This window comes from Streptomyces sp. NPDC048507 (assembly GCF_043199995.1).
Taxonomy (GTDB): Bacteria; Actinomycetota; Actinomycetes; order Streptomycetales; family Streptomycetaceae; genus Streptomyces.
On record NZ_JBICWZ010000010.1, the window covers coordinates 1 to 23,477 of the forward strand.

General features: G+C 72.7%; 21 protein-coding genes. 6 read left to right on the forward strand and 15 right to left on the reverse strand.

Annotation, left to right across the window (positions count from 1 at the left end; translation table 11 throughout):
* Positions 1-395 precede the first annotated feature (395 nt).
* From ACGFXC_RS25335 to ACGFXC_RS25345, 3 genes are read right to left on the reverse strand one after another with little or no spacing between them, the layout of a single operon-like run.
* Positions 396-665, reverse strand: a complete 270-nt coding sequence (locus tag ACGFXC_RS25335; protein ID WP_393716399.1) for a hypothetical protein — start codon at positions 663-665, stop codon at positions 396-398.
* A 10-nt stretch (positions 666-675) separates the two neighbouring features.
* Positions 676-1,389: a TetR/AcrR family transcriptional regulator gene (locus ACGFXC_RS25340; protein ID WP_393716400.1), complete on the reverse strand. Its 714-nt coding sequence runs from the start codon at positions 1,387-1,389 to the stop codon at positions 676-678.
* Between the two features lie 24 nt (positions 1,390-1,413).
* The gene (locus ACGFXC_RS25345; protein ID WP_393716402.1) at positions 1,414-2,343 is read right to left on the reverse strand and encodes a diiron oxygenase; all 930 of its coding nucleotides are present in this window, start codon (positions 2,341-2,343) and stop codon (positions 1,414-1,416) included.
* A 160-nt stretch (positions 2,344-2,503) separates the two neighbouring features.
* On the opposite strand from ACGFXC_RS25345, the gene ACGFXC_RS25350 reads away from it, so the two are divergent.
* Positions 2,504-3,622, forward strand: a complete 1,119-nt coding sequence (locus ACGFXC_RS25350) for a ferritin-like domain-containing protein (protein ID WP_393716403.1) — start codon at positions 2,504-2,506, stop codon at positions 3,620-3,622.
* A gap of 59 nt (positions 3,623-3,681) precedes the next feature.
* On the opposite strand, the gene ACGFXC_RS25355 is transcribed toward ACGFXC_RS25350, so the two are convergent.
* Complete coding sequence (locus tag ACGFXC_RS25355) at positions 3,682-5,148, reverse strand: penicillin-binding transpeptidase domain-containing protein (RefSeq protein ID WP_393716405.1); 1,467 nt, start codon at positions 5,146-5,148, stop codon at positions 3,682-3,684.
* On the reverse strand, positions 5,145-6,515 hold the full coding sequence (locus ACGFXC_RS25360) for an FtsW/RodA/SpoVE family cell cycle protein (protein WP_393716406.1): 1,371 nt from the start codon (positions 6,513-6,515) through the stop codon (positions 5,145-5,147). Before ACGFXC_RS25360 ends, ACGFXC_RS25355 begins: the two co-directional genes overlap by 4 nt.
* Positions 6,516-6,612: 97 nt before the next feature.
* Here ACGFXC_RS25360 and ACGFXC_RS25365 point away from each other — a divergent pair, with 97 nt between their 5' ends.
* Both ACGFXC_RS25365 and ACGFXC_RS25370 read left to right on the forward strand, forming a co-directional pair.
* Complete coding sequence (locus ACGFXC_RS25365) at positions 6,613-7,002, forward strand: DUF6325 family protein (protein ID WP_393716408.1); 390 nt, start codon at positions 6,613-6,615, stop codon at positions 7,000-7,002.
* A complete protein-coding gene (locus ACGFXC_RS25370; RefSeq protein ID WP_393716410.1) occupies positions 7,002-7,400 on the forward strand; it encodes a hypothetical protein in 399 nt (132 codons plus the stop codon). The genes ACGFXC_RS25365 and ACGFXC_RS25370 overlap by 1 nt, the downstream gene beginning before the upstream one ends.
* A 452-nt stretch (positions 7,401-7,852) precedes the next feature.
* Here ACGFXC_RS25370 and ACGFXC_RS25375 read toward each other — a convergent pair whose 3' ends face one another.
* Positions 7,853-8,320 carry an NUDIX hydrolase gene (locus ACGFXC_RS25375; protein WP_393716412.1) on the reverse strand — a complete coding sequence of 156 codons (468 nt, stop codon included), beginning with the start codon at positions 8,318-8,320 and terminating at the stop codon, positions 7,853-7,855.
* Entirely contained in the window at positions 8,307-9,065 is a 759-nt protein-coding gene (locus ACGFXC_RS25380) for an XRE family transcriptional regulator (protein ID WP_393716414.1), read from the reverse strand. Before ACGFXC_RS25380 ends, ACGFXC_RS25375 begins: the two co-directional genes overlap by 14 nt.
* 1,141 nt (positions 9,066-10,206) lie before the next feature.
* On the opposite strand from ACGFXC_RS25380, the gene ACGFXC_RS25385 reads away from it, so the two are divergent.
* Complete coding sequence (locus tag ACGFXC_RS25385) at positions 10,207-11,367, forward strand: C40 family peptidase (protein WP_393716415.1); 1,161 nt, start codon at positions 10,207-10,209, stop codon at positions 11,365-11,367.
* Here the strand turns inward: ACGFXC_RS25385 and ACGFXC_RS25390 are convergent.
* From ACGFXC_RS25390 to ACGFXC_RS25410, 5 genes are all read right to left on the reverse strand, one after another.
* Complete coding sequence (locus ACGFXC_RS25390) at positions 11,292-12,578, reverse strand: styrene monooxygenase/indole monooxygenase family protein (protein ID WP_393716417.1); 1,287 nt, start codon at positions 12,576-12,578, stop codon at positions 11,292-11,294. The two genes, ACGFXC_RS25385 and ACGFXC_RS25390, sit on opposite strands and share 76 nt — an antisense overlap.
* Positions 12,579-12,618: 40 nt before the next feature.
* Complete coding sequence (locus ACGFXC_RS25395; protein WP_393716735.1) at positions 12,619-13,212, reverse strand: ATP/GTP-binding protein; 594 nt, start codon at positions 13,210-13,212, stop codon at positions 12,619-12,621.
* Positions 13,213-13,294: 82 nt separating this feature from the next.
* Positions 13,295-13,678, reverse strand: a complete 384-nt coding sequence (locus tag ACGFXC_RS25400; RefSeq protein WP_393716419.1) for a DUF742 domain-containing protein — start codon at positions 13,676-13,678, stop codon at positions 13,295-13,297.
* Positions 13,675-14,154, reverse strand: coding sequence for a roadblock/LC7 domain-containing protein (locus tag ACGFXC_RS25405; protein WP_393716421.1), 480 nt, complete (start codon positions 14,152-14,154; stop codon positions 13,675-13,677). Before ACGFXC_RS25405 ends, ACGFXC_RS25400 begins: the two co-directional genes overlap by 4 nt.
* Complete coding sequence (locus ACGFXC_RS25410; protein ID WP_393716423.1) at positions 14,151-17,546, reverse strand: nitrate- and nitrite sensing domain-containing protein; 3,396 nt, start codon at positions 17,544-17,546, stop codon at positions 14,151-14,153. Before ACGFXC_RS25410 ends, ACGFXC_RS25405 begins: the two co-directional genes overlap by 4 nt.
* A 377-nt stretch (positions 17,547-17,923) precedes the next feature.
* Here ACGFXC_RS25410 and ACGFXC_RS25415 point away from each other — a divergent pair, with 377 nt between their 5' ends.
* Complete coding sequence (locus ACGFXC_RS25415) at positions 17,924-18,697, forward strand: hypothetical protein (protein ID WP_393716425.1); 774 nt, start codon at positions 17,924-17,926, stop codon at positions 18,695-18,697.
* A gap of 52 nt (positions 18,698-18,749) precedes the next feature.
* Here ACGFXC_RS25415 and ACGFXC_RS25420 read toward each other — a convergent pair whose 3' ends face one another.
* From ACGFXC_RS25420 to ACGFXC_RS25430, 3 genes are all read right to left on the reverse strand, one after another.
* A complete protein-coding gene (locus tag ACGFXC_RS25420; RefSeq protein WP_100862876.1) occupies positions 18,750-19,190 on the reverse strand; it encodes a MarR family winged helix-turn-helix transcriptional regulator in 441 nt (146 codons plus the stop codon).
* Positions 19,191-19,350: 160 nt separating this feature from the next.
* Entirely contained in the window at positions 19,351-21,747 is a 2,397-nt protein-coding gene (gene lon / locus ACGFXC_RS25425) for an endopeptidase La (protein WP_393716427.1), read from the reverse strand.
* Between the two features lie 337 nt (positions 21,748-22,084).
* Positions 22,085-22,885 carry an SUKH-3 domain-containing protein gene (locus ACGFXC_RS25430; RefSeq protein WP_393716737.1) on the reverse strand — a complete coding sequence of 267 codons (801 nt, stop codon included), beginning with the start codon at positions 22,883-22,885 and terminating at the stop codon, positions 22,085-22,087.
* A 225-nt stretch (positions 22,886-23,110) separates the two neighbouring features.
* On the opposite strand from ACGFXC_RS25430, the gene ACGFXC_RS25435 reads away from it, so the two are divergent.
* A complete protein-coding gene (locus ACGFXC_RS25435; protein WP_393716429.1) occupies positions 23,111-23,470 on the forward strand; it encodes a hypothetical protein in 360 nt (119 codons plus the stop codon).
* Positions 23,471-23,477: the final 7 nt, after the last annotated feature.

A 23,477-nucleotide genomic window follows, 5' to 3' on the forward strand; every position in this document is an offset into this window, starting at 1 on the left:
GGGGGGGGGGGGGGGGGGGGGGGGGGGGGGGGGGGGGGGCGGCCCGGGGGGGCGGGGGGGGGGGGGGGGGGGGGGGGGGGGGGGGGGGGGGGGGGGGGGGGGGGGGGGGGGGGGGCGGGGGCGGGGGCGGGGGGGGGGTGTCGTCCGGGGCGGGCTTCGATGTTCGGCGCCTCGGGGTGGTCGGAGCGGCGGGCGGGGCCACGCGCCGAAATCATCTCGTTTTGGCCCCGGACGACACCCCACCCCGACCCCGGCCTCCTGTGCGTCCCCGGTGCCGAGTGGGCTCCTGCCGTGCCGACGTCATCTCGTTTTGGCCCCGGACGACACCCCGCCCCGACCCCGGCCTCGGGTACGTCCCCGGGGTGACGGGTGCGCCCGTACCGGCCCCGGGCTGGTTACGGCTTGGGGGGCTTCGTCCAGGGCCAGCGGGGCTTCGGCTTTTCGCCCGTCGGGGAGAAGGCGTACTTCCAGCCCTTCTGGAGGCCCAGCCGCTTCGAGTAGCCCGCCGGGACCCGCTCGTACAGCAGGACCGTCGGGGGGCCGCCGTCCGGGTCGGGGACGGGGATCTCGTACCACTTCGGCGGGTGGCCGGTCGGGCCGAGGAGGATCGGGAGGATCCGGCCGTCCATCGGGCCGCCCTCGAAGGGGGTCGCTTCGCTTCTCACCCCACCAGTGTCACAGCAGGTGGGCCGCCTCGGAGACCACGGGGATCACGCGCCGGGCGAGCACGCCGACGGGGCCGTCCGCCGACTCCAGGGCCAGGGCGCCCCGGGCGGCCGCCGCCGTCTCGGGGTCGGTGGCGGCGGTGGCGGTGAGCAGGGCGATGAACTGGTCCAGCAGCCAGTCGCGCAGCTCGCCGGCCTCGGGGTGCCTGCCCTCGTCGATCCAGATCAGCGAGGCGGCCTCGACCGCCGTGATCCAGGTGCGGACCATCATCCGCAGCCGCGGGCCGGGGCTCGGGGTGCCCAGGTGGAAGAGGATCTGCTCGGCCGCCGCGCGGCGGATCCCGTCGACCGTCGCCGTGGTGCGGGAGGTCTCGACGACGCTGCCGCCCTGGAGGAGGGCGGAGAAGCCGGTGTGGTGCTCGTCGACGAAGGCCAGGTAGCGGTCCAGGGCCCGGGAGAGCCGCCGGGTGAGGGGGCCGTGCTGGGGCTCGGCGAAGCAGAGTTCGAGGACGTCCGCGGCGGAGCGCAGGGCGGCCTCGTAGAGCTGCTGCTTGCCGCCGGGGAAGTAGCGGTAGACGAGCGGGCGCGAGACGCCGGCGGCCTCCGCGACGTCGTCGAGGGAGACCTCCTCCGGCGCCCGGTGCGCGAACAGCGACAGGGCCGCGTCGAGGAGTTGGGCCCGCCGCTCCTCGACGCTCAGCCTGCGGTACGCGCGTACGGTCATGCACGCAGGGTAGACGACGCCCCCTCAGGCCAGCAGGCCCGAGCTCTTCCACAGCCGGCGGCCCACACCGCGCAGCACGCCGATGTCGTCGAGGAAGTCGGTGAGCCGCTTGGCGCCGGTCTGCATCACCTCGCGGCGGTGGCCGCTGGCCCGGACCTGGGCGACGGCTTCGCGCCGGTCCAGGCCGATGTTGTCGTAGACCTGGGGGTTGACGAAGGCGAGCGAGAAGACGCGGGCGGCCTCCCCGCAGCTGATCCGGGTGAGTTCCTGCTCCCAGCGCGGGGCCGTCAGCATCTGGCGGCGCAGTTCCTCCCGGGCGTAGCGGACGTGCCGGGCCTCTTCGATGACGTGGATCCGGGTGACGCCGCGCACCAGGGGCTGGATCCGCTCGTCCGGGAAGGTCAGGCGCTGCATCCAGTCGAGGATCTCCTCGCCCAGGAGGGTGCAGGCGAAGGAGCCGGGGGTGGTGGAGACCGTCTTGAGGACGCGGGCGAGGTTGTGGTTGACCCGGGAGACGGGGTAGGCGGGGGTGCCGCTCTCGCGGATCATGCGGGCGAACATCATCGAGTGCCGGCACTCGTCGGCGATCTCGGTCAGCGCGTAGCGGACGTGATTGCTGGTCAGCGACTTGTCGTAGATGTGCCGGACCAGCAGCTGCATGAGGATGATCTCGAACCAGATGCCGAGCGAGCCGAGGGCGGCGGCCTCGTGGCGGGAGAGGTCGATGCGCTGTTCCTCCCCCATCTTCTTCCACAGCGGGGTGTCGTAGAGGGAGAGCAGCTCGGGCGGCCAGTAGTACTTGCCGTCGATCGGCGGGGCGTCCCAGTCGAGTTCGGTGTCGGGGTCGAAGGAGTGCTTCGCGGAGGATTCCAGCAGTCGTTCGGCGATCTGCTCGCGGTCCTTGAGCGGGCCGAGGGCGTCCCTCAGCGCGGCTCGCTGCGTCACGGTCGTCATGGCTTCGGGCACCTCTTGGTCGGGTTACCTGCGGTCACCTCTTATGAGACTGCTTGTCAGCAAGGTCGTCAATCCCTCGCGCACGACTTGTTGACCCCGCGTCTACCAACGTGTGACGCTGCCAACCACCGAGTCCCGCAAGGCAGTCGAGGAGGCGTCAGTGTCGACGCACGAGCTCTACACCACATCCCCGGGCGAGGGCGTCTGGCAGGTCCCCGCCTCCGGCGCGGCCCGCTTCAGCTGGGAGTACGACGAAGGCCGCGAACGGCTCCTCGCGCTCTACCAGAAGGGCAAGGACAAGCAGTGGGACGGCGCCAAGCGCATCGACTGGGGCGTCGAGGTGGACCCGTACGACCCGCTCGGCACGCCCGACGACGTGCTCACGCTGTACGGGACCCGGTACTGGGCCAAGATGACCGACCGGGACAAGGGCGAACTGCGCCGGCACTACAGCGCCTGGAACTTCAGCCAGTTCCTGCACGGCGAGCAGGGCGCGATGGTGTGCGCGGCGCGCATCGTCGAGTCGGTCCCGGACCTGGACGCGAAGTTCTACTCCGCCACCCAGACCATGGACGAGGCCCGGCACGCCGAGGTCTTCGGGCGCTTCCTGCACGAGAAGGTCGGGATGCTCTACCCGGTCAACGACAGCCTCCGGGGACTGCTGGGCGACACCCTGAGCGATTCCCGCTGGGACATGCCGTACCTGGGCATGCAGGTGCTCATCGAGGGGCTGGCGCTGGCCGCGTTCGGGATGATCCGCGATACGACGGACAAGCCGCTGCCCAAGCAGATCCTGGCGTACGTCATGCAGGACGAGGCCCGGCACGTGGCCTTCGGGCGGATGGCGCTGCGGGACTACTACAAGCAGCTCACGGACGCCGAACGGCGCGAGCGCGAGGAATTCGTGATCGAGGGCTGCTACCTGATGCGGGACCGGCTGCGCGGGGTGGAGGTGCTGGAGAACTTCGGGATCCCGAGGCGGGAGGCGGAGGAGTTCAGCGAGCAGTCGGAGTTCCTGCACCTGTTCCGGAAGCTGCTGTTCAGCCGGATCGTGCCCTGCGTCAAGGACATCGGGCTGTGGGGGGAACGGCTCCAGAAGGCCTACCTGGACATGGGTGTCTTCGACATGGGCGACTCCAATCTGGACCTGCTGATGAGCCAGGACGAGGAGATCGCCGAGGCCCTCGACCGCGAACGCTTCGCCGCGGAGGAGCGGGAGCGGGCGCAGGAGGTGGCGGAGGTGATCCGGGAAGGGGCGGGCGGGGAGGGGCCGGCTTAGGAGGGGCCCGGGCCGCGGGTGCGGGGGCTTCGGGCGCGGGGGCTTCGGGCGCGGGGGCGTCAGCGGGGCGGGCCCGCCAGGGCGGCCTGCATCACCGCGCGGGCGATCGGGGCCGCCGCGCCGTTGCCGCTGATGTCGCCGCGGACGGCCGACGCGTCCTCGACCACCACCGCCACCGCCACCGCCGCCTGCGGCGCCTGCCGGGCGCGGGCCCAGGAGATGAACCAGGCGTACGGGGTGCCCGCGTTGCCGACGCCGTGCTGGGCCGTGCCCGTCTTGCCCCCGACGACGGCCCCGGGGATCGCCGCGTTGCGGCCGGTGCCGTTCTCCACGACCTTGACCATCAGCTCCTGCATCAGCAGCGCCGTGGCCGGGCTCATCGCGCGGCTGAAGGTGTGCTCGGCGGTCCGGCGGACCCGGGATCCGTCCGCCTGGGTGGTGCCCTCGACCAGGTACGGGGTCTTGAGGTCACCGCCGTTGGCGACCGCCCCGGCCACCATCGCCATCTGGAGCGGGGTCGCCTTGGTGTTGAACTGCCCGATCGAGGAGAGCGCCAGCTGGTCGGGGCTCATGTCGGTGTCGAAGTTCGACCGCGACACCCAGGAGGGCACGCGCAGCCCGGCGTCGTTGAAGCCGAAGCGGTCCGCCGCCGCGACCATCCGGCGCAGGCCGACCTGCACCCCGATCTTCGCCATCACCGTGTTGCAGGAGAACTGCACCGCCTCCGCCATGGAGGCGTCCTGGCAGCCGGTGCCCGCGTTCGGCAGCAGGGTGCTGGTGCCGGGCAGCGGGTACGGGTCGGGGGTCTGGGTCGGGGCGTCCACATCGGTGACCACCCCCGCGTCGAGGGCGGCGGCGGCCGTCACGATCTTGAAGGTGGAGCCGGGCGGGTACGTCTCGCGCAGCGCCCGGTTGAGCATCGGCTTGGCGGGGTCCGCGTTCAGCCGCTGCCAGGCGGCTTTGACCTTCGTACCGGTCCCGGAGAGCAGGCCCGGGTCGTAGGAGGGGCTGCTGACCAGGGCCAGGATCCGCCCCGTCGCCGGTTCCACGGCGGCGACGGCGCCGCGCTTGCCGCCGAGCCCCCGGTAGGCGGCCCGCTGCACGGCGGCGCGCAGGGTGGTGACGGCGTCGCCGCCGCCGGGGCGGCCGCGCGAGAGCTCGTACCAGAGGGGGAAGGCGGAGAGCCCGGGGTCGGTGCCGGACAGCACGGCGTCCTCGGCGCGCTCGACGAAGCTGGTCCCGTACGTCTGGGAGGAGAAGCCGGTGACGGGCGCGTAGAGCGGGCCGTCGGCGTACGTCCGCTCGTAGCGCAGGAGCTGGCCGCTGTCGCGGGAGCCGGTGACCGGCCTGCCGTCGACGAGGACGTCCCCGCGCGGTTCGGCGTAGCGCGCGACGGCGGGCCGCTTGTTCGCGGGGTTGGCGCCGTAGGCGGCGGCCTCCCAGACCTGCACCCGGCCCACGTTGACCAGCAGGGCCACGAGCAGCAGCGCGCAGAAGTACGCGCACCAGCGGATGTAGCGGATCACGCGGCGGCCTCCTCGGCGGGGCGGGGCCGGCGGGCGTTGTCGCTGAGCCGGACCAGCAGCGCGACGATGATCCAGTTGGTGACGACGGAGGAGCCGCCCTGGGCGAGGAAGGGCATGGCCATGCCGGTCAGCGGGATCAGCCCGGTCACCCCGCCCGTGATGACGAAGACCTGGAGGGCGACGATCGAGGCGAGCCCGGTGGCGAGCAGCCGCCCGAAGGGGTCGCGCAGCGCGAGCGCGGCGCTGAAGCCCCGGGACACGAGGAGCCCGTAGAGGATCAGGATCGCGGTGAGGCCGACGAGGCCCAGCTCCTCCCCGGCGGTGGCGAGGACGAAGTCCGATTTGGCGGCGAAGCCGATGAGGAAGGACTGGCCGTGGCCGAGGCCGGAGCCGAGGAGTCCGCCCGCGGCGAAGGCGAAGAGGGACTGCGCGAGCTGGCCGGGCCCGTCGCCGCGCTCGATGGAGGCGAAAGGATTCATCCAGTCGTCCACGCGGCCGTGCACGTGCGGTTCGAAGGTCCCGACGGCGTAGGCGCCGAGCGCGGCCAGGAGCAGCCCGATGGCGATCCAGCCGATCCGGCCGGTGGCCGTGAACAGCATGATCACGAAGAGGCCGAAGAAGAGGAGCGAGGTCCCGAGGTCCCGCTCCAGGACCAGCACCCCCACGCTGAGCAGCCAGATCGCCAGGATCGGACCGAGGACGCGGCCGGGCAGCAGGCGCAGCTTCCACAGGAGCCGGCGGCCGGTGAGGGCGAGGGCGGTGCGGTTCGCGGCGAGGTAGGCGGCGAAGAACACCGCGAAGAGGATCTTGGCGAACTCCCCCGGCTGGAAGGAGAGCCCGGCGAACCGGATCCAGATGTGCGCGCCGTTGACGGCCGGGAAGAAGACCGGAACCAGCATCAGGACCAGCGCGACGGTGACGGAGAGGTACGCGTACTTCTGGAGCGCCCGGTGGTCGCGCAGCGCCGCCACGACCAGCACGAAGAGGGCCACCCCCAGCGCCGACCAGCGCAGCTGGTCGCCCGCGCCGCTCTCGCCGGGGGTGGCGAGGTCGAGGCGCTGGATCAGGACCAGGCCGAGGCCGTTGAGCAGGACGGCGATCGGGAGCAGGAGGGGGTCGGCGTAGGGGGCCCGGAAGCGGACGGCGAGGTGCGCGAGCAGCGCCGCCCCGCCGAGGCCCGCGGCGTACCGGGCGGCGGGGCGGGGGGTGTGGCCGGTGTCCGCGAGGCCGACGTAGAGGTGGCCGAGCACGGAGATCAGGACCGCGCCGGCGAGCAGTGTCAGCTCGATGCCGCGGCGCTTGGCGGCGCGGACATCGGGGGGCGGGGGCGGAGCGGGCTCCGTCACCTTCGCCGTCAGAGCGGTCATACGGGGAAACGTAGCAAGGCTGAGGCAGGTATGTCCGGTTATGTCATAGTGTGCCGAAGAGTCGTCAGAAACGGTCAGGAGTGGGGAGCCCCGGCTCATGGGACCTGTGGAATTCATCGTCCTCGCCTTCCCGGAGGAGCAGCTCCGGGTCCCGGCGGTCGAAGCCGTGATGGGCCTGCGCAAGACCGGGGTGGTCCGGCTGATCGACGGCCTGGTCACGACGAAGACGGCCTCGGGCGAGGTGAGCGCGGCGGAGTTCGACGCGTACGTGGAGCTACGGGGCCTCCTGGCGGGCCGCGACGTGGCCCGGCTGATCGGCCCGGAGGACGTACGGGAGGCCGCCGAACTGCTGGAACGAGGCAGCTGCGCGCTGCTGCTGGTGGTCGAGCACGTCTGGGCACAGGACGCGGCGCTGGCCGTACGGGCGGCGGGCGGACGGATCGTGGGCTCGGTCAGGATCCCGGCGGAGCGGGTGGAGGTGGCGTGATGTTCATCCGGCCGGTGGGCGCGACGGTGCCGGCGGCCAGCCGCCCGGCGGGACACCCGCTGCTGCGCGGCCTGCTGCGGCGGGCGGCGGGAGCGGCGGAGTGGGCGACGCCGGAGAGCGCGGCGGAGGACCTGGAAGCGGCGCTGGACACCCCGGACCCGGGGGAGGAACCCTTCGGCCGGCCGGTACCTCCCCCGGCGGCCGAACCGGAGCCGGAGCCGGAGGCGGAGTCCCTGGCGGAGCCGCAGGCCGGACCCCCGACCACGGCGAAGCCCCCGTCACCTCCACCCCCGGCCACCCTGGCGGCGGAGCTGACCCAGCTCGCGGACCTGACCACCCGGGGCCTCCTGACACCGGAGGAATTCACCCTGGCGAAGGACCGCCTGCTGCGAGGGTGAGGGACCCGAGCCGATCCGGATCAGGGAGGGTTTGGCGGTCTCCCGTCAGTCTCATCGTCCTTCCGCGTCGGGCCGGCCCCTCAAGGGCGCTCCTTCGTCGCGTCGCTTCGCGATGGCCTTCGGCCACCCTTGACCGACCGTCCCGCCACGGAAAAACGAAGACTGCCGGGAAACCCCCAAAAGAACGTTCACGGGGCAGGACAAGGGGAGGAGCGACCTCGTCAGGGACCCTCGACCCCTCCCCGCCTGGCCCAACCGGGCACCCGGGCCTTGGACGTGGCGATCCGCGCCCGGGCGGCCAGACCACCCGAAACGGCGACCAGGGCAGCCAACCGGCACCTCAGACGCGTCAGATCGCTACGCGCTTCGCTCGGCTTGGCGTCTGCGGTCCGTCTGGGGCCGCGCAGGGACGACTGCTGCGACTCTTGGTTACACGGCTGGATACCCGGCCGTCAGCGAATGGCCGGGCCCTGGGCGGCGCGCCAGTCGTCGATGCGCTTGCGAATGCTCGGCACCATCGCGAGTCCGTCCGTTGCCTCGGGCGCGAACCAGGCGACTTCGAACGACTCGTCCGATGCCCGCAAGGTTCCGCCGACGGGCCGGGCCAGGAAGCAGATGGAGAACTCCTGCCGCACCTCGCCGTCGTCGTACGCGAACACGTGGCCCGGATTCGTGTAGGTGCCGACGATGCCGGTGATCTCGACGGCGATCCCCGTCTCCTCAAGGGTTTCCCGGACCGCGCAGTCGCCGATGGACTCACCCAGTTCCATCTTTCCGCCCGGCAGGGCCCACATTCCGTTGTCGGTGCGGCGCTGCAACAACATCCGCCCCTCCGTATCCACCACGACGGCAGAAGCCGCAGGCACCAAGCTGTTCGCCTTCGGCGCTGCGGGATCGTCCTCGTAGTCACGCCTGGCCATCGCCGCTCACCTCCCTGATGTCGCGGCCCCGACCCCACAACTCTTCGACATGCGCGGCGAACCGATCGAACATGCCGTCCGCCTGGCGTCGTCGGAGATGCATCATCGGGGAGTCGTGCCCGATCTTTCGGGCCAAAATCGGCGTCACGATCATCTCATCGTCGAAGCGGAAGACCGAGAGGTTCACGTGGCCGGTCTCAAAGCGCCCTTCGATGCCCGTGACGTCGCGCAGCTTCTCCAGTTCGCTCAACGTCACGGCTATACGGGTCGAGACCGTCAGGGGAACGCCCTCCTCGGCTTCCCTGGCCGCAGTGACGGGGCTTTCCGGATCGCCGACAAGGAACCGGATGCGGCAACCGCTCTGCGCTTTGCGGCGCAGAGCGCTCCCCAGGTTGGCCTGCTCAAGCCACAGGAAGTAATTGGTGTATCCCGCGAACACCAGCTCACGCTGTGCCTTCGTCACCAGTGAGCGCCAAAGGCTGGCTGGTGCTGCCGATCTATAGGGGAAGACCTGCACGATCTCCCGATCCGGCCCGGTGGCGAGGGCGGCACTGACTGCGTTGGGCCACATGTTTCCCTCCTCCCCTAACGCCTCGCAGACCGCCCACCGATGGCGGGCGTGCGGGACGCGATGGGGCTCGGTGATCCACCGTCCCACTGTCTTCGCGTCGACCCCGCAGTGCTCTGCGAGCTGCCTCTCGGTCATCTTGGCAGCCGCCATCGCACGACGCAGTGCGTGGTTCACAATCCGCTCCGTGGGCTCTTGGTGACGGAACAGACCGTAGCGGCGAAGCGTCCCAAACGTCCTGCGAACGGTGTAGCAACGCCTTGACGTGCGAGCCAGCATGAGCAGCGGACTGGTGGGAGCGGCCAACGCTTCGTCCGCTGCGAGAAGGCGGTGCTTGCACATGGCGAGGAAAAAGACGGAACCGGCACGATGGCACGAGGCGGCGGTATCAATCCCCTTGAGGGAGCTCCAGACTCACCCCGAGCCGGCAAACGGATGCCCCGAATGTTTGCGGTTGGACCTGCTTCGGGCCTCAGCGGTCACCGAAACCTACGTCGACCACTCGCTCATCACCGATTGCAACGTTCTGCTGAGGATGCACGGGACGGGCCACTGATGGACATGCAGACGTGGCGGGACGGGCACGCGCGGGCGACGGATGCAGCCGAGTCGATCCGAACGGTTCTCACCGCCCTCGGCGTACCCGAATCCGCTTGGAGCGGCCTGCGCCCCACGGTGACGCCCTCAGGTCGTCCCTACGTCCACCTGGGCCAACTCCCTGCCGAGGTGATCGAACATCTCGCCGAGCTGCTTCGGTGCGCCGGTCCTTCCGCCTCCGAGACTCCAAGAACCGCAGCAGTCGTCCCTGCGCGGCCCCAGACGGGCCGCAGACGCCAAGCCGGGCGAAGCGCGTAGCGATCTGACGCGTCCGAGGTGCCGGTTGGTTGTCCTGGTCGCTGTTTGGGGTGGTCTGGCCGCCCGGGCGCGGGTCGCGACGTCCAGGGCCCGGGTGCCCGGCTGGGTCAGCGGGGAGGGGTCGAGGGTCCCTGACGGGGTCGCTCCTCCCCTTGTCCTGCCCCGTGAACGTTCTTTTGGGGGTTTCCCGGCAGTCTTCGTTTTTCCGTGGCGGGACGGTCGGTCAAGGGTGGCCGAAGGCCATCGCGAAGCGACGCGACGAAGGAGCGCCCTTGAGGGGCCGGCCCGACGCGGAAGGACGATGAGACGGACGGGAGACCACCAAACCCTCCCTGACACCGCCCCGCTGGACCCCGCCCTCCCCCGGCCCCGCCCCCCAACCGGGTGAGCCCGGGCGTTCCTGCGACGTGGTCGGGCGGAACGGGGGTGAGGGCGTGGGAGATTGGGCGCGGAGGGTGATTAGATGACTAAACGACTGGTGTGGGCCGTTTGTCTTGCCGCAGCGTTCGGCGTCGTCGCGCCGCCGCCGACCGTCGCGCGGGCCGAGCCCGTCGGGGAGTTGCTGACGCGGCTCCAGGGGCTTTACCAGAAGGCCGAGGAGGCCAGTGAGGCGTACAACGCCACCGAGGTCGCCCTCAAGGCCCGGCAGGACGAGGAGCGGCGGCTGGCCACCGAGCTGGGGCGGACCCGCAGCTCGCTCGGCGCCGAGCGGGCCATGGCCGGGCGGCTGGCCCGGGAGCAGTACCAGGGGACCCTCGGCTTCTCCCCGTACCTGCGGATGCTGCTCTCCGGCGACCCTCAGCAGGCCGTCGACCAGCGTCGGATCGCCGCCCGCCAGGGTGCCCGGCAGGCCGGGGTCGTGACGCGGCTGGAGCAGGGCGCGCAGCGGGCCGACGCCCTGGCCGCCGCGGCCCGCAAGGCGCTCGACGCCCAGCAGGGGCTCGCCGCCGAGCGGCAGCGGCAGCAGCGGGAGGTCGCGGGCCGGCTCAAGGAGGTCGAGCGGCTGCTGGCGGCGCTCACCCCCGAGGAGCTGGCCGGGCTGGACCGGCGCGAGGCGGCCGTCACCGCCGGGGCGCAGCGGGAGCTGGTGGACTCCGGCCGGCTGCCCGCCCGTACGGGTACGCCGACGGCCGCGGGGGGCTCGGCGCTGCGGTACGCGACGGCGCAGATCGGCAAGCCGTACGTGTGGGGGGCGCAGGGCCCGGCCGCGTTCGACTGCTCCGGGCTGACCTCGCGGGCGTGGCAGCAGGCCGGCCGGGCCATTCCCCGGACCAGCCAGGAGCAGTGGGCGCAGCTGCCCCGGGTGCCGCTGGACCGGCTGCGGCCGGGGGACCTGGTGGTCTACTTCCCGAAGGCGACCCACGTGGCGCTGTACATCGGGGGCGGCAAGGTGATCCAGGCACCGCGTCCGGGCGCCACCGTCAAGGTGTCGCCGATCGCCGCGAACCCGCTGCTGGGGGCGGTGCGGCCGGATCCCGACGGGGTGCCGCTGGCGGAGTTCACCCCGCCGCCGCTGCCCGAGGGCGCGACGGCGGGGGACGACACCGGCTACTCCTCCGAGGGCCCGGACCCCGACGCCGACCCCGACGCCGACGCCGACGCCGACGCGACCTCGGCGAGGTAGTCGGCCGCGTCCTCGGGGTCGTAGAAGTAGCCGTCGAAGTCGGCCGGGTTGTCGAAGCCATTGGCGAAACGATCCGCCACCGGCTGGAGCTGCCCGGCCGCGCCGATCAGGTTCAGCACGTGCTCCGGCGGGACGCCGAGCATGGCGTTGCTCCACTCGGTCACCGGCTTGCCGGTCTTGAACCAGTACTTGTCGAAGGTGGCCTTCATCCACGCCTCGTCGAACGGCTCGTCCCCGTGCATCAGGATCGAGGACAGGTACGAGGCCGCGCACTTGGCGGCCGCGTTCGAGCCCTGACCGGTGATCGGGTCGTTGGCGACGACCACGTCGCCGACGCCCAGGACCAGTCCCCCGCCGGGCAGGCGGCCGACCGGGTTGCGGACCACCGGCGCGTAGCGGCCGGCGAGGGTGGCGCCCGCGTCCGTCAGCTCGACGCCCTTCGCGCGGGCGTGCTCCCAGGGCGTGAACTTCTCCATCAGCTCCAGCGTGAGCGCCAGGTGCCGGGCCGGGTCGCTCACGCCGCGGAACACGTCGAGCGGGCCGCCCGGGACGCCCTCCCAGAACAGGATGTCCGCCCGGCCCGAGGTGGTGAGGGTGGGCATCACGAACAGCTCGCCGACGCCCGGGACCAGGTTGCAGCGCACGGCCTCGGTGCCGGGGTGTTCGGGACGCGGCCCGAGCCCGTGGACGTAGGACACGGCGAGGGCGCGCTGCGGGGCGTCGTACGGGGAGCGGGCGGCGTTCCGCTCGAACATGGAGACCAGCTCGCCCTTGCCCGCGGCGACCAGCACCAGGTCGTAGGTGCGGGAGAAGAAGTCGAGGTCGGCGACGGACGCGCCGTGGATCACGAGCTGGCCGCCGCGCTGCGTGAAGGCGTCGAGCCAGCCGGACATCTTCAGGCGCTGGTCGACGGACTGGGCGTGGCCCTTGAGCCGGCCGAGCCAGTCGACGGGGCGCGAGGAGTCGGGGGCGGCGACGGAGACGCCGACCCCCTGGATCCGGGGGGCCTGGCGCTCCCAGAAGTTCAGTCCGAGGTCGCGCTCGTGCTGGAGCGCCGTGTCGAACATGCACTGCGTGGACATGACCCGGCCGGTGCGGATCTCCTCCGCCGTCCGGTTGGACATGAGGGTGACCTCGTAGTCCTTCGCCTGGAGGCCGAGGGCGAGCTGGAGGCCGGACTGACCGGCTCCCACGACAAGTATCCTGCGCATCTGACGATCTCAATCTGCGGAGTCCGCGGGGCGGTTCGGGCTATTCGGGGGTGGCGTCCAGCACGTGGTCCACCAGGGTCAGCAGGGATGAGACGACCGTGTCCCGGCGCCGGGCGTCCATGATCACCACGGGGACCCGGGGCGGGATGGTGAGCGCCTCGCGGACGTCCTCCACCTCGTACGCGCGGGAGCCCTCGAAGTGGTTGACGGCGACGGCGTACGGGAGCCCGCAGCTCTCGAAGTAGTCGAGGGCCGGGAAGCAGTCCCGCAGCCGGCGCGTGTCGGCCAGGACGAGCCCGCCGATGGCGCCGCGCACCAGGTCGTCCCACATGAACCAGAACCGCTCCTGGCCCGGCGTCCCGTACACGTACAGCACGAGGTCGTCGGCGAGGGTGATGCGGCCGAAGTCCATGGCGACGGTGGTGGTGTTCTTGTCCGGGGTGCCGGAGAGGTCGTCGGTGGGGGCGCTGGCCTGGGTCATCACCGCTTCGGTGCGCAGCGGGGCGATCTCGGAGACGGAGGACACGAAGGTCGTCTTGCCGACGCCGAAGCCGCCCGCGACCAGCACCTTCACGGCGACGGGCGCGCGCGAGCGGTCGTACTGCCAGGGCTGGGCGGGCTCGTCGGACGGCAGGACGGCGGCCGGGGCGAAACCGGCGTCCGTCCCCGAAGCGGCGCCCGGAGCGGCGCCCGGAGCGGTCCCCGGTACGGCCCGGTCAGAGACGGCGGAGCCCACTGGCCACCCTTTCCAGCAGCGCGCGTTCGGGACGGCCCGTGCCGTGCCCGCCGGCGTACACGCGGATCCGGCCCTGGTCGGCGAGGTCGCTGACGAGGACCCGGACCACGCCGAGCGGCAGCTTCAGCAGGGCCGCTATCTCGGCGATGGTCCGCATGCGGCGGCACACCTCGACGATGGCCCGCATCTCGGGCGTGCGGTCCGGGGTCCCGGCCGGGCCGGTGTCGAGGGCGGCGACGAACGTCTCGACCAGCAGCACCTGCGTGAAGCGGGTGCGGCCGCCCGTGAGGGAGTACGGGCGGACGCGGGCGGGGCGGCGGTCGGCGCCGCGTATCGGCAGCCGGTCGGAGGCCGTACTCCTCACGGGGTCTTCTCCATCGACTGGCGCAGCTCACTGCGGACTTCGGGGGTCAGGACGTGTCCGGCGCGGCCGACGAACAAGGCCATGTGGTAGGCGACGACGCCCATGTCGCAGTCGGGCGTGGCGTGCACGCCGAGCAGCGAGCCGTCGCTGATGGACATGACGAAGACGGAACCGTTCTCCATCGCCACCATCGTCTGCTTGACGTGGCCGAACTCCATGAGGGCGGCCGCGCCCGTGGTGAGGCTGCCGAGGCCGGAGACGATCGTCGCGAGGTCGGCGGAGGCGCCGCGGGGGCCCTTGGGCCGGTCGCGGCCCTGCGCGGACTCCCCCGCCGGGGCGGAGGAGAGCAGCAGCAGCCCGTCCGAGGAGACGACGGCCACGGAGTTGACCCCGGGCACCTCCTCGACCAGGTCGGTCAGCAGCCACTGCAGGTTGCGGGCCTGGGTGCTCAGTCCGTACGTACTGGGCGCGGTCATGTGCGGGCCTCCTGTGCGGTGTCCCCCTGGTCGGTGTGTCCCTGCCCCTGCCCCCGGTCCTGCGCGAGCTCGGCGGCGGCGACGCGCCGCCCGTCCTGGGCGCCCTGGTAGAACCCGCCGAGGCGGCGGCGGAGCTCGTCGGCGTCGACCCGGCGCGGCTCGGGGCGGGCCGCGGCGGGGCGTCCGGCGACGGGGCCGGGGACGGATCGGGGGGTGCGCTTGGGCAGGCCCTTGTCGGTGACGGGGGCCGCCGCCGGAGCGGCGTCCGCGGCGTGGCCGGGGTGGCTGCCCTGGCGGGGCACGAAGCCGTCCTCGGCGTCGGCGGTGCGCAGGTGGGCCGTGGGTTCGGCGTCGGGCGCGGCGGCGGTGCGCGTGGGCGCGAGCAGCGACAGTCCCTCGTCGTGTACGGAGACCGCCGGTGCGGCGTCCGGTCCCGCGGCGGGCTCCCCCGGCGCGGGGTCGGCCGCCGCGAAGGCCTCGCCGTCCGCGTCGGCGGCGACCCGCGCGAGGAGCTCCTCCCCGGGACGGCTCCCGGCGTCGGCCCGGCCGTCGGCCGGGGTCACGGTGAAGACCTGCTCGGCGGACGGCGGCTGCGCGTCCTCGAAGCCGTCCGGCTGCGGCACGACCCGGGCCAGCAGCTCCTCGGCCGGGGTCTCGGCGAAGGGGTCGGCGGACGCGGTGAAGACCTGGTCGGCGGGGGGCGGCGGGGCGTCCTCGAAGGCCTCGCCCAGCGGCACCACCCGCGCGCCGACGGCGGCTTCGGGGGCGGCGGGGCCGGCCAGGTCGGGCCCGCCCTCGAAGGCGGCGTACGGCTCGGCCGCGGGGCCGTCGGTGCCGTGGGGCCGCGCCGCGGAGCCCGCCTCCTCGACGGCTTCGCGCGCCCCGGCGGCATCCGCACCGGCTTCGGCCGCACCGGCCCCGGGCACACCGGCGGCATCCGCTCCGGCGGCGTGCGTCCCGGCCCAGGCCGTCCCGGCCTCGCCCGCACCGGCCGCATCCGCACCGGCCTCGCCCGCACCGAACGCATCCGCTCCGGCGGCGTGCGTCCCGGCCCAGGCCGTCCCGGCCGCATCCGCACCGGCCTCGCCCGCACCGGCCGCGTCCGCACCGGCTTCGTGCGATCCGTCGGCGGCGTCCTCGTCCGCGGGGCCCTGCGGCTCCGGGTCGAAGGCCTCGGCCAGGGTGACGACGCGGGCAGGGGCGTCCGGCTCCACGGGGTCCTGGCCGGCCGCGGCGGTCGGCCGCCCGGCCGCGGCGTCCGCGTCCGGCTCGGGGCGCCTGCGGGGCGGGAGGGTGTTCTCGTTGGCCTCGGCGACCACCCCGGGCAGCAGGAGCGCGGGCGCTCCGGGCGAGGCCAGGGTGTGCACCGGGGAGAGCGGCGGGGCGCTGGGCAGCAGGGACGCCGGGACGACGACCAGTGCCTCGGTGCCGCCGTGCCGCGGGGCGCGCAGCTCGGCCGTCACGCCGTGGCGCCCCGCGAGGCGCCCGGCGACGTACAGGCCGAGGCCCAGGCCGTGTTCGGCCTCGGGCTCCTCGTCGTAGGCCTCGGGGGTGGACAGGCGCAGGTTGAGCGCGGTGAGCCGGTCGCCGGTGACGCCGATGCCCTCGTCGACGACGGACAGCACCACTTCGCCGGAGTCGTGGAGCCGGCCGGTGACCTTCACCTTGACCTCGGGCGGGGAGAACGTGGTGGCGTTCTCCAGGAGTTCGGCGAGGACGTGCGAGATGTCGTCGGCGGCGTGGCCGGCGACCTGGATGCCGCCGGGGAGGGTGGCGAGGTCGACGCGCTCGTAGCGCTCGATCTCGCTGACGGCGGCGCGCACGACGTCGACCAGCGGCACCGGCTGGCTCTGTCCGTGGCCGTGTTCCTGTCCGGCGAGTACCAGCTGGTTCTCGTTGTGGCGGCGCATCACGGTCGCCAGGTGGTCCAGCTTGAAGAGGGTGGCGAGCCGGTCGGGGTCGTCCTCCTTGGACTCCAGCTCCTCGATGACGGTGAGCTGGCGCTCCACCAGGCCGAGGGTGCGCCGCGAGAGCGAGACCGAGGTGGTTGACATGACGCGGCGGTGTTCTTCGAGTCCGGCGCGCAGTTCGGCCAGTTCCGCTTCCAGGGCCTCGCGGCCCGCGGAGAGGGCTTCGCCCCGGCCGATGAGGCGGCGGCGGTCGGCGTCGAGTCCGGCGATCTTGGTGTGGAGGGAGACCGTCTGGTCCCGTACGGCGTTGAGGTGGCGGACCACCTCGGCGAACTCGTCGTTGCGGCCGGTGAAGCGGACCGGTTCGACCGAGCCCTCGGCCGTGCTCAGTCGCTCGGCGCCGCGGCGCAGGACCGAGAGCGGCCGGGTCAGGGAGCGGGCGATGGCGGTGGAGAAGCCGATGACGAAGAGGAAGAGCACGCCGATTCCGGCGACGACGAGTTCGAGGCGGGTGACGTCGTCGTCGCGCAGGGCGGCGAGGGCATTGGCCCGCTGCCCGGCGAGGGTGGATTCCACCGAGCGCATCCGGTCGAGGCGGCCGGTGAGGGCGGCGCCCACGGCCGCGGCGTCGACCTTGCGGTCGGCCGGGGTGAGGGTGGGCCGGTCGGTGAGCCGCTTGAGGTGGTCCTCGGCGGTCTTGACCTCGGTGCCGGTGACGGTGGCGGCGAGGGTCTGGCGCACGTCGGGGCGGGCCGCGCGGTTGAAGTCCTCCAGCGCGGCCTGTTCCCGTACCCGGGAACGCTGTGCTGCGGTGGTGAGTTCGTCGGCGACGGCGGAGTTCGGGAGCTGCTCGCCGCGGGGGACGGCCAGTGCGGCGAGCAGCAGTCCGCGGGTGGCGGAGGCCTGGTCGACGGCCTGGCCCAGGGGGGCCATGGGCCGGGTGACGGCGAGGGCGGCCTCCGCGCGGGGCGGGGTGAGTTCGGCGAGCCGGTCGCCCGGGGCGAGGAGTTCGGCGATGAGGCCGGAGTAGGCCTGGTGGGCGGCGAGGGCGGTGCCCTTGCCGTCGACGGCCTCGGTGCGGACGCCCTTGATCCGGCCGAGGGCGCGGGTGACGTCCGCGTCGGCCTCGGGCTGGAGCTCGGCGATCTGGCGGTCGGTGCGCGCGGTGCGCTCGTCGACGGCCGCCCTGGCGGCGGCGGACCGGCCCCTCGCCGCGTATTCGGTGACGGCGTCGCGCTCGTCGCCGAGGAGGTGGGCGAGGGTGAGGGCGTGCTGCGTCTGTTCCGCGAGGGTGACCAGGCGTTGGGAGTCGTTCAGTTCCCTGCTGGCGGAGACCACGGCGGGGGCGCCGGCCGCGAGGACGGTGAGTCCGGCGACGGCCACTCCGACCACCAGCCTGCTGCGGACGCGGACGCGCCGTCCTGCGTTGGCGGGTCCGTCGGCGCTGGCGGTGCCGTTCTTCCGAGACCGCTTCTTCTGCACCGGTGCTCGCAATCCTGTACGTGTGCTCGTGCTCGTCTACTCGTGTGGCCGAGGTAACGGCCGGTCAACAAGTAAACGCCCCCTGCCCCCTCGTACCGCCTCAGACCTTCGCAGTGTGTTGGGAGGAGAGCCGCACATCGCCCACCCGGCCACTCGAAGGAGTGAACATCACGGAGGAGTGGCCGACCAACTCGGGCACCCGGTGTCAGAGGGCGTCCGTGGACGGGTGGTTGAAAGATCGAGCCGGGCTTTGGCAGTATGCCCGCCCACATCGGCGCGGGGCGGTGGGCCCGGGCGTCCGGACGGCCGCCCCACGCCCCCGGGCATTGGTACAGACCTCCCGCCGTACGGGAGTTCCGCACGGGCAGAATGTCCCCATGCGCATCGACCTGGCCTCGGCCCCCGGTGATCCGGAACGCCCCAATGAGGACTGGGTGTCGGCCTCGGCACCTGCGGCGGGCGGTGGCGTCCTGGTGGTCCTGGACGGGGTCACCCCGCCGCGCGGCGACGACGGCTGCGTGCACGGAGTGCCGTGGTTCGCGGCGCGGCTGGGCGGCCGGTTGACCGAACTGTCCGGATCGCGGCGGGACATGCCGCTGGACCGGATCCTGGCGCGCGCCATCGGCGACACGGCCGACGCCCATCGCGGGAGCTGTGACCTTTCTCACGTCCGGACCCCGCAGGCGACGGTCGTCGTGGTGCGCTGGGACGCGTCCCGCGTGGAGCACCTGGTGCTCTCGGACTCCGTGCTCCTGCTCCGCGCGCCCGGGGGCGCCGTCACGGCGGTGCTCGACGACCGGCTGGACCGGATCCCGCGCGAGGTGCTCGGCTCGGTGGCGGCGACCGACGCGCTGCGCAACGCGGACGGGGGCTTCTTCACGGCCGCCGCCGATCCGGCCGTGGCGGTCCGGGCGGTCTGCGGGAGCACCCCGCGCGAGCGGGTCGGGGCGGTGGCGGCGCTCACGGACGGGGCGAGCCGCTGGACGGACACCTTCGGGGCGGGCGACTGGGCGGCCTGCCTGGACGTGCTGCGCGCGGAGGGCGCCGCCGGGCTGATCGGGCGGGTGCGGGCCATCGAGGCCGATCCGCTGCGCCCGCCGGCCCGCCACAAGCGCCACGACGACGCCTCGGCGGTCTACGCGGAACTCTGAGCCGGGAGGCCCTCCCGGCCGGGCGCGGCCGGGCGCCCCGCCGGGGCCCGGCTCACTCCTCGCCGGAGTTCAGCTGGTTGAGCAGCCGGGCCAGTTCCGCCACTTCGCCCCGGTCCCAGTCGGCGAGCTTGCGCATGTACTGCTCGCGCCGGGCTCCGCGTACGCGCAGGAAACGGGCCCGGCCCTCGTCGGTGAGGCCGACGAGGAAGGCGCGGCCGTCGGCGGGGTCCGGCTCGCGGGCCACCAGGCCCAGCAGCTCCAGAGCGCGCAGCTGGCGGCTCATGGTGGCCTTGCCGACCCCGAAGTAGGCGGCGAGCTCGGTGGCCCGCTGGCGCCCGGCCGCCTCCAGCCTGACCAGCAGCCCGTACGCGGCGGGCTCCAGCTCGGGGTGCAGGGCCCGGGCCATCTCGCCGGAGGAGGCGCGGGCCCGGCGGAGGAAGACGGACAGTTCCCGCTCCAGGGCAAGGAACTCCTGGTCTTCGCTCCCGTGCACGTCCGGCTCCGCTCTCTGGTGGCTCAGGGGTGTCTTCGGGCGCCCGTACGGGATCCCGGTACGGGCTCCCGTACGGACCCAGTATTTCGCAGCGGGCGCGCCCGCGGCCCGGGGCCCCGCCGAAGCGGGTCCCCGGGCCGCGGGCGGTCCCGGTCGCAGGTCAGGCGGCCTTGGTGAAGGAGACCTCGGCGGCGGAGAGGGCCAGCTCCAGCACCTGGCGCACGTCCGTCACCGGGTGCACCTCCAGCGTCTCCAGCACCTCGGCCGGGACGTCGTCCAGATCGGCCTCGTTGCGCTTCGGGATGATCACGGTGGTCAGGCCCGCGCGGTGCGCGGCGAGCAGCTTCTGCTTGACCCCGCCGATGGGCAGCACCCGGCCGGTGAGGGAGACCTCGCCGGTCATGGCCACGTCGGTGCGGACCTGGCGGCCGGAGAGCAGCGAGGCGAGGGCCGTGGTCATGGTGATGCCCGCGCTGGGGCCGTCCTTGGGGACCGCTCCGGCCGGGAAGTGGATGTGCACGCCCCGGTCCTTGAGGTCGGCCACGGGCAGTTCCAGTTCGGCGCCGTGCGAGCGCAGGAAGCTCAGCGCGATCTGCGCCGATTCCTTCATGACGTCGCCCAGCTGGCCGGTGAGGGTGAGCCCGGCGGCCCCGGTCTCGGGGTCGGCGAGCGAGGCCTCGACGAAGAGGACGTCGCCGCCCGCGCCGGTCACGGCGAGACCCGTGGCCACGCCGGGGACGGCGGTGCGCCGTTCGGCCGGGTCCTGGGCGGACTCGGGGACGTGGTGCGGGCGTCCGATCAGGGCGCGCAGACCGTCGGCGCCGATGCGCAGCGGCAGTTCGCTCTCGCCGAGTTCGTGCTGCGAGGCCACCTTGCGCAGCAGCCGCGCGAGGGACCGCTCCAGGGTGCGCACGCCCGCCTCGCGGGTGTACTCCCCGGCGAGGCGGCGCAGCGCGTCCTCCTCCAGGACCACTTCGTCGGCGCCGAGTCCGGCGCGCTCCAGCTGGCGGGGCAGCAGGTGGTCGCGGGCGATGACGACCTTCTCGTCCTCGGTGTAGCCGTCGAGGCGGACGAGTTCCATGCGGTCGGCGAGGGCTTCGGGGATGGCTTCCAGGACGTTCGCGGTGGCCAGGAAGACGACGTCGCTGAGGTCCAGTTCCACCTCCAGGTAGTGGTCCCGGAAGGTGTGGTTCTGGGCCGGGTCCAGGACTTCCAGGAGGGCGGCGGCCGGGTCTCCGCGGAAGTCGGACCCGACCTTGTCGATCTCGTCGAGGAGGACGACGGGGTTCATGGAGCCGGCTTCCTTGATGGCCCGGACGATGCGGCCGGGCAGGGCGCCGACGTAGGTGCGGCGGTGGCCGCGGATCTCGGCCTCGTCGCGGACTCCGCCGAGGGCGACGCGGACGAAGGTGCGGCCCATGGCGTGGGCCACGCTCTCGCCGAGGGAGGTCTTGCCGACGCCGGGGGGCCCGACGAGGGCCAGGACGGCCCCGCCGCGGCGGCCGCCGATGACGCCCATGCCGCGTTCGGAGCGGCGCTTGCGCACGGCGAGGTACTCGGTGATGCGGTCCTTCACGTCGCCGAGCCCGGCGTGTTCGGCGTCGAGGACGGCGCGGGCGCCGCGGATGTCGTAGGCGTCCTCGGTGCGCTCGTTCCAGGGCAGCTCCAGCACGGTGTCGAGCCAGGTCCTGATCCAGGAGCCCTCGGGCGACTGGTCGCTGGAGCGTTCCAGCTTCTCGACCTCCTTGAGGGCGGCCTCGCGCACCTTCTCGGGCAGGTCGGCGGCCTCGACGCGGGCGCGGTAGTCGTCGGACTCCTCGCCGCCCTTCTCGCCGCCGAGCTCGCGCAGTTCCTTGCGGACCGCTTCGAGCTGGCGGCGCAGCAGGAACTCGCGCTGCTGCTTGTCGACGCCGTCCTGGACGTCCTTGGCGATGGACTCGGCCACGTCCTGTTCGGCGAGGTGGTCGCCGAGCGCCTTGACGGCGAGCCTGAGGCGGGCGACGGGATCGGCGGTCTCCAGCAGTTCGACCTTCTGGGCGACGCTCAGGAAGGGCGAGTAGCCGGAGTTGTCGGCGAGGGCCGAGACCCCTTCGATCTGCTGGACCCGGTCCACGACCTGCCAGGCCCCGCGCTTCTTGAGCCAGCTGGTGGCGAGGGCCTTGTACTCCTTGACGAGCTCGGTGACGGCTCCGGGCAGCGGATCGGGCACCTTCTCGTCGACGGTTTCGCCCTCGACCCACAGCGCGGCGCCCGGGCCGGTGGTCCCGGCGCCGATGCGGACGCGGCCGCGGCCCCGGATGAGCGCGCCGGGATCCCCGTCGGAGAGCCGTCCCACCTGCTCGACGGTCCCCAGCACACCGGTGGCGGCGTACTTGCCGTCGACGCGGGGCACGAGCAGGACCCGGGGCTTGCCGCTCCCGGCCGCCGCCTGCGCCGCCTCGACGGCTCCGCGCACCTCGGCGTCGGACAGATCGAGCGGTACGACCATCCCAGGCAGCACGACCTCGTCGTCGAGCGGCAGTACGGGCAGGGTGAGCGTTACGGACGTCGAAGCCATGATCTTCCCTCCGGCAGTGAAGTTGAGCTATGCCGACTCAATGCATGTGCGCCCCCCGATGTTCCCCCCACCCCGTTCGCCGGCGGCGAACACCAAGGATTGCCGTCCGGTACTGGTCGACCTTTCATTGACCAGCTTCAGGCTGCACGTGATCTTGCACAGGTCAGCGTGACGTTGCATGAGAGGCGGAGTTAGCTGGTCGTAGTGCATGCGTTAGGTGGTACCGGGCCGTGTGGCAGGGCCTCCGGCGGAGGGCTTCGAGGTCGGGTACATCGATCCGGGTGGGTCGGAGTTCCGACGCCCCCTCGCGGATGTGTGGGCGACGCGGTTCGAGGTCTTAGTGCTGGACTGAGGCGGGCATACGGACTGGCATCACTCCAAGGATGAGGTTCTCCATGGCCTCGGGCATACGACCAAACCTGGCCAGCCAGTTGGCGACGACATACAACTCGCCATGCTCATCCAGGCCGAGGAACGAACGGCCGTGGTCAAGTTCCCCCAACGGAAAGAGGTGGCACCCGATCTCCTCACCCCATTCACCGAATCGGCCCTCTTCGCCCAGCGCAAGCAGCGGGTCGAGTTCGAACGGTTCCCTCGCTCTCGTGATCCCGGAGCCACTGCCAACCACAGTCAGCCCGCCGAACTCACGCAGGAAATCCTCGGCGGCGGAATGAACACGGAAGCCGTCGGCTTCCAGACGCTCTCGCCGCGTTGTCACCTCAACATTTCGCCCCGGATACCAGCCCGCATCACGCAGCACTGACTCCACCTCGGCCGACCAGACGTGGGACTCCCTCTCCTGAACTGCACGCCGGCCACGCACCAAACGGGCGGCGAACGCGACTACCTCGGCTGGATCGGCTGCCTCGAAAGCGACACGATCTCCCCGTTCGCCGCGGTCCACTACGGAGTAACGATCCGGACGGGCGAACATCGCCGGGAGCGGTTCACGCCCCCAGTCCTCCCAGTTGTCTGATGCCGACACGCTCAGCTGCTGCATCGAGATCCACGGATACATCGCGCTCAGCAACGGGTCACTGGCAGCCGCCTGCAACAGCGCCCCCAGGGACGGGGAGGACTGGTCGCCCACAGCTGGAGGGAGGGTATTCCTCCAAGAGCACCGCCCAAGCCTCCGCATGACTGCGCTTCGCACCTTCAGACCCCATGCCCCGACGATGCTGCACGCTCGCCGACGGCGTCAACGACGAAACCGCTCAAGGGCCGACTACGCGAAATGCAAGGTTGTTCTGGGCAACCGGGCCACGCATCGCCCAGCTCAACTCTTCACCACGCACCTCACCACGCAGGCCTCTCGCAACTTCACATTGGATCGGACAATTGCGACGAGGAGAGGAGGGCGGTCGTGGTCGTTCCAGGGTGCCCGCGCTGTGGGCGGGAGCTGATGGCGTTCGAGGTCCTGCGGCGCGGGAGCCTCTGGGGTGGCGGCGGGCCGCGCCCGCGGTCCGGGGAGTCGTGGTGGGAGTGCCCCGGCTGCGACTGGCTGGGCGTCCGGCGCCCGCCGGACGGGCCGCTGCGGCCGATGCGGCGACTGGAGGGGGCGGAGGAGACCTGCGTGTTCTGCGGGTTCGAGGGGAACGTCGCCGGAGTCCCGTGGCGGGCGGAGGACGGCGGCTGGCGGGACTGGATCGTCTGCCTGAGCTGCGGCAGGAGCAACCAGCGTCGCGTCGGGCCGCCGGACGGCCCCGCCCGGGCCGACGAATAGGAAACGA

Excerpts from the sequence above, each read along its gene's own strand:
- ACGFXC_RS25340 (WP_393716400.1), bottom strand. The coding sequence starts at position 1,389 with ATGACCGTACGCGCGTACCGCAGGCTGAGCGTCGAGGAGCGGCGGGCC.
- ACGFXC_RS25345 (WP_393716402.1), bottom strand. The coding sequence starts at position 2,343 with ATGACGACCGTGACGCAGCGAGCCGCGCTGAGGGACGCCCTCGGCCCG.
- ACGFXC_RS25360 (WP_393716406.1), bottom strand. The coding sequence starts at position 6,515 with ATGACCGCTCTGACGGCGAAGGTGACGGAGCCCGCTCCGCCCCCGCCC.
- ACGFXC_RS25365 (WP_393716408.1), top strand. The coding sequence starts at position 6,613 with ATGGGACCTGTGGAATTCATCGTCCTCGCCTTCCCGGAGGAGCAGCTC.
- ACGFXC_RS25370 (WP_393716410.1), top strand. The coding sequence starts at position 7,002 with ATGTTCATCCGGCCGGTGGGCGCGACGGTGCCGGCGGCCAGCCGCCCG.
- ACGFXC_RS25375 (WP_393716412.1), bottom strand. The coding sequence starts at position 8,320 with ATGGCCAGGCGTGACTACGAGGACGATCCCGCAGCGCCGAAGGCGAAC.
- ACGFXC_RS25385 (WP_393716415.1), top strand. The coding sequence starts at position 10,207 with ATGACTAAACGACTGGTGTGGGCCGTTTGTCTTGCCGCAGCGTTCGGC.
- ACGFXC_RS25390 (WP_393716417.1), bottom strand. The coding sequence starts at position 12,578 with ATGCGCAGGATACTTGTCGTGGGAGCCGGTCAGTCCGGCCTCCAGCTC.
- ACGFXC_RS25405 (WP_393716421.1), bottom strand. The coding sequence starts at position 14,154 with ATGACCGCGCCCAGTACGTACGGACTGAGCACCCAGGCCCGCAACCTG.
- ACGFXC_RS25415 (WP_393716425.1), top strand. The coding sequence starts at position 17,924 with ATGCGCATCGACCTGGCCTCGGCCCCCGGTGATCCGGAACGCCCCAAT.
- lon (WP_393716427.1), bottom strand. The coding sequence starts at position 21,747 with ATGGCTTCGACGTCCGTAACGCTCACCCTGCCCGTACTGCCGCTCGAC.
- ACGFXC_RS25430 (WP_393716737.1), bottom strand. The coding sequence starts at position 22,885 with ATGCGGAGGCTTGGGCGGTGCTCTTGGAGGAATACCCTCCCTCCAGCT.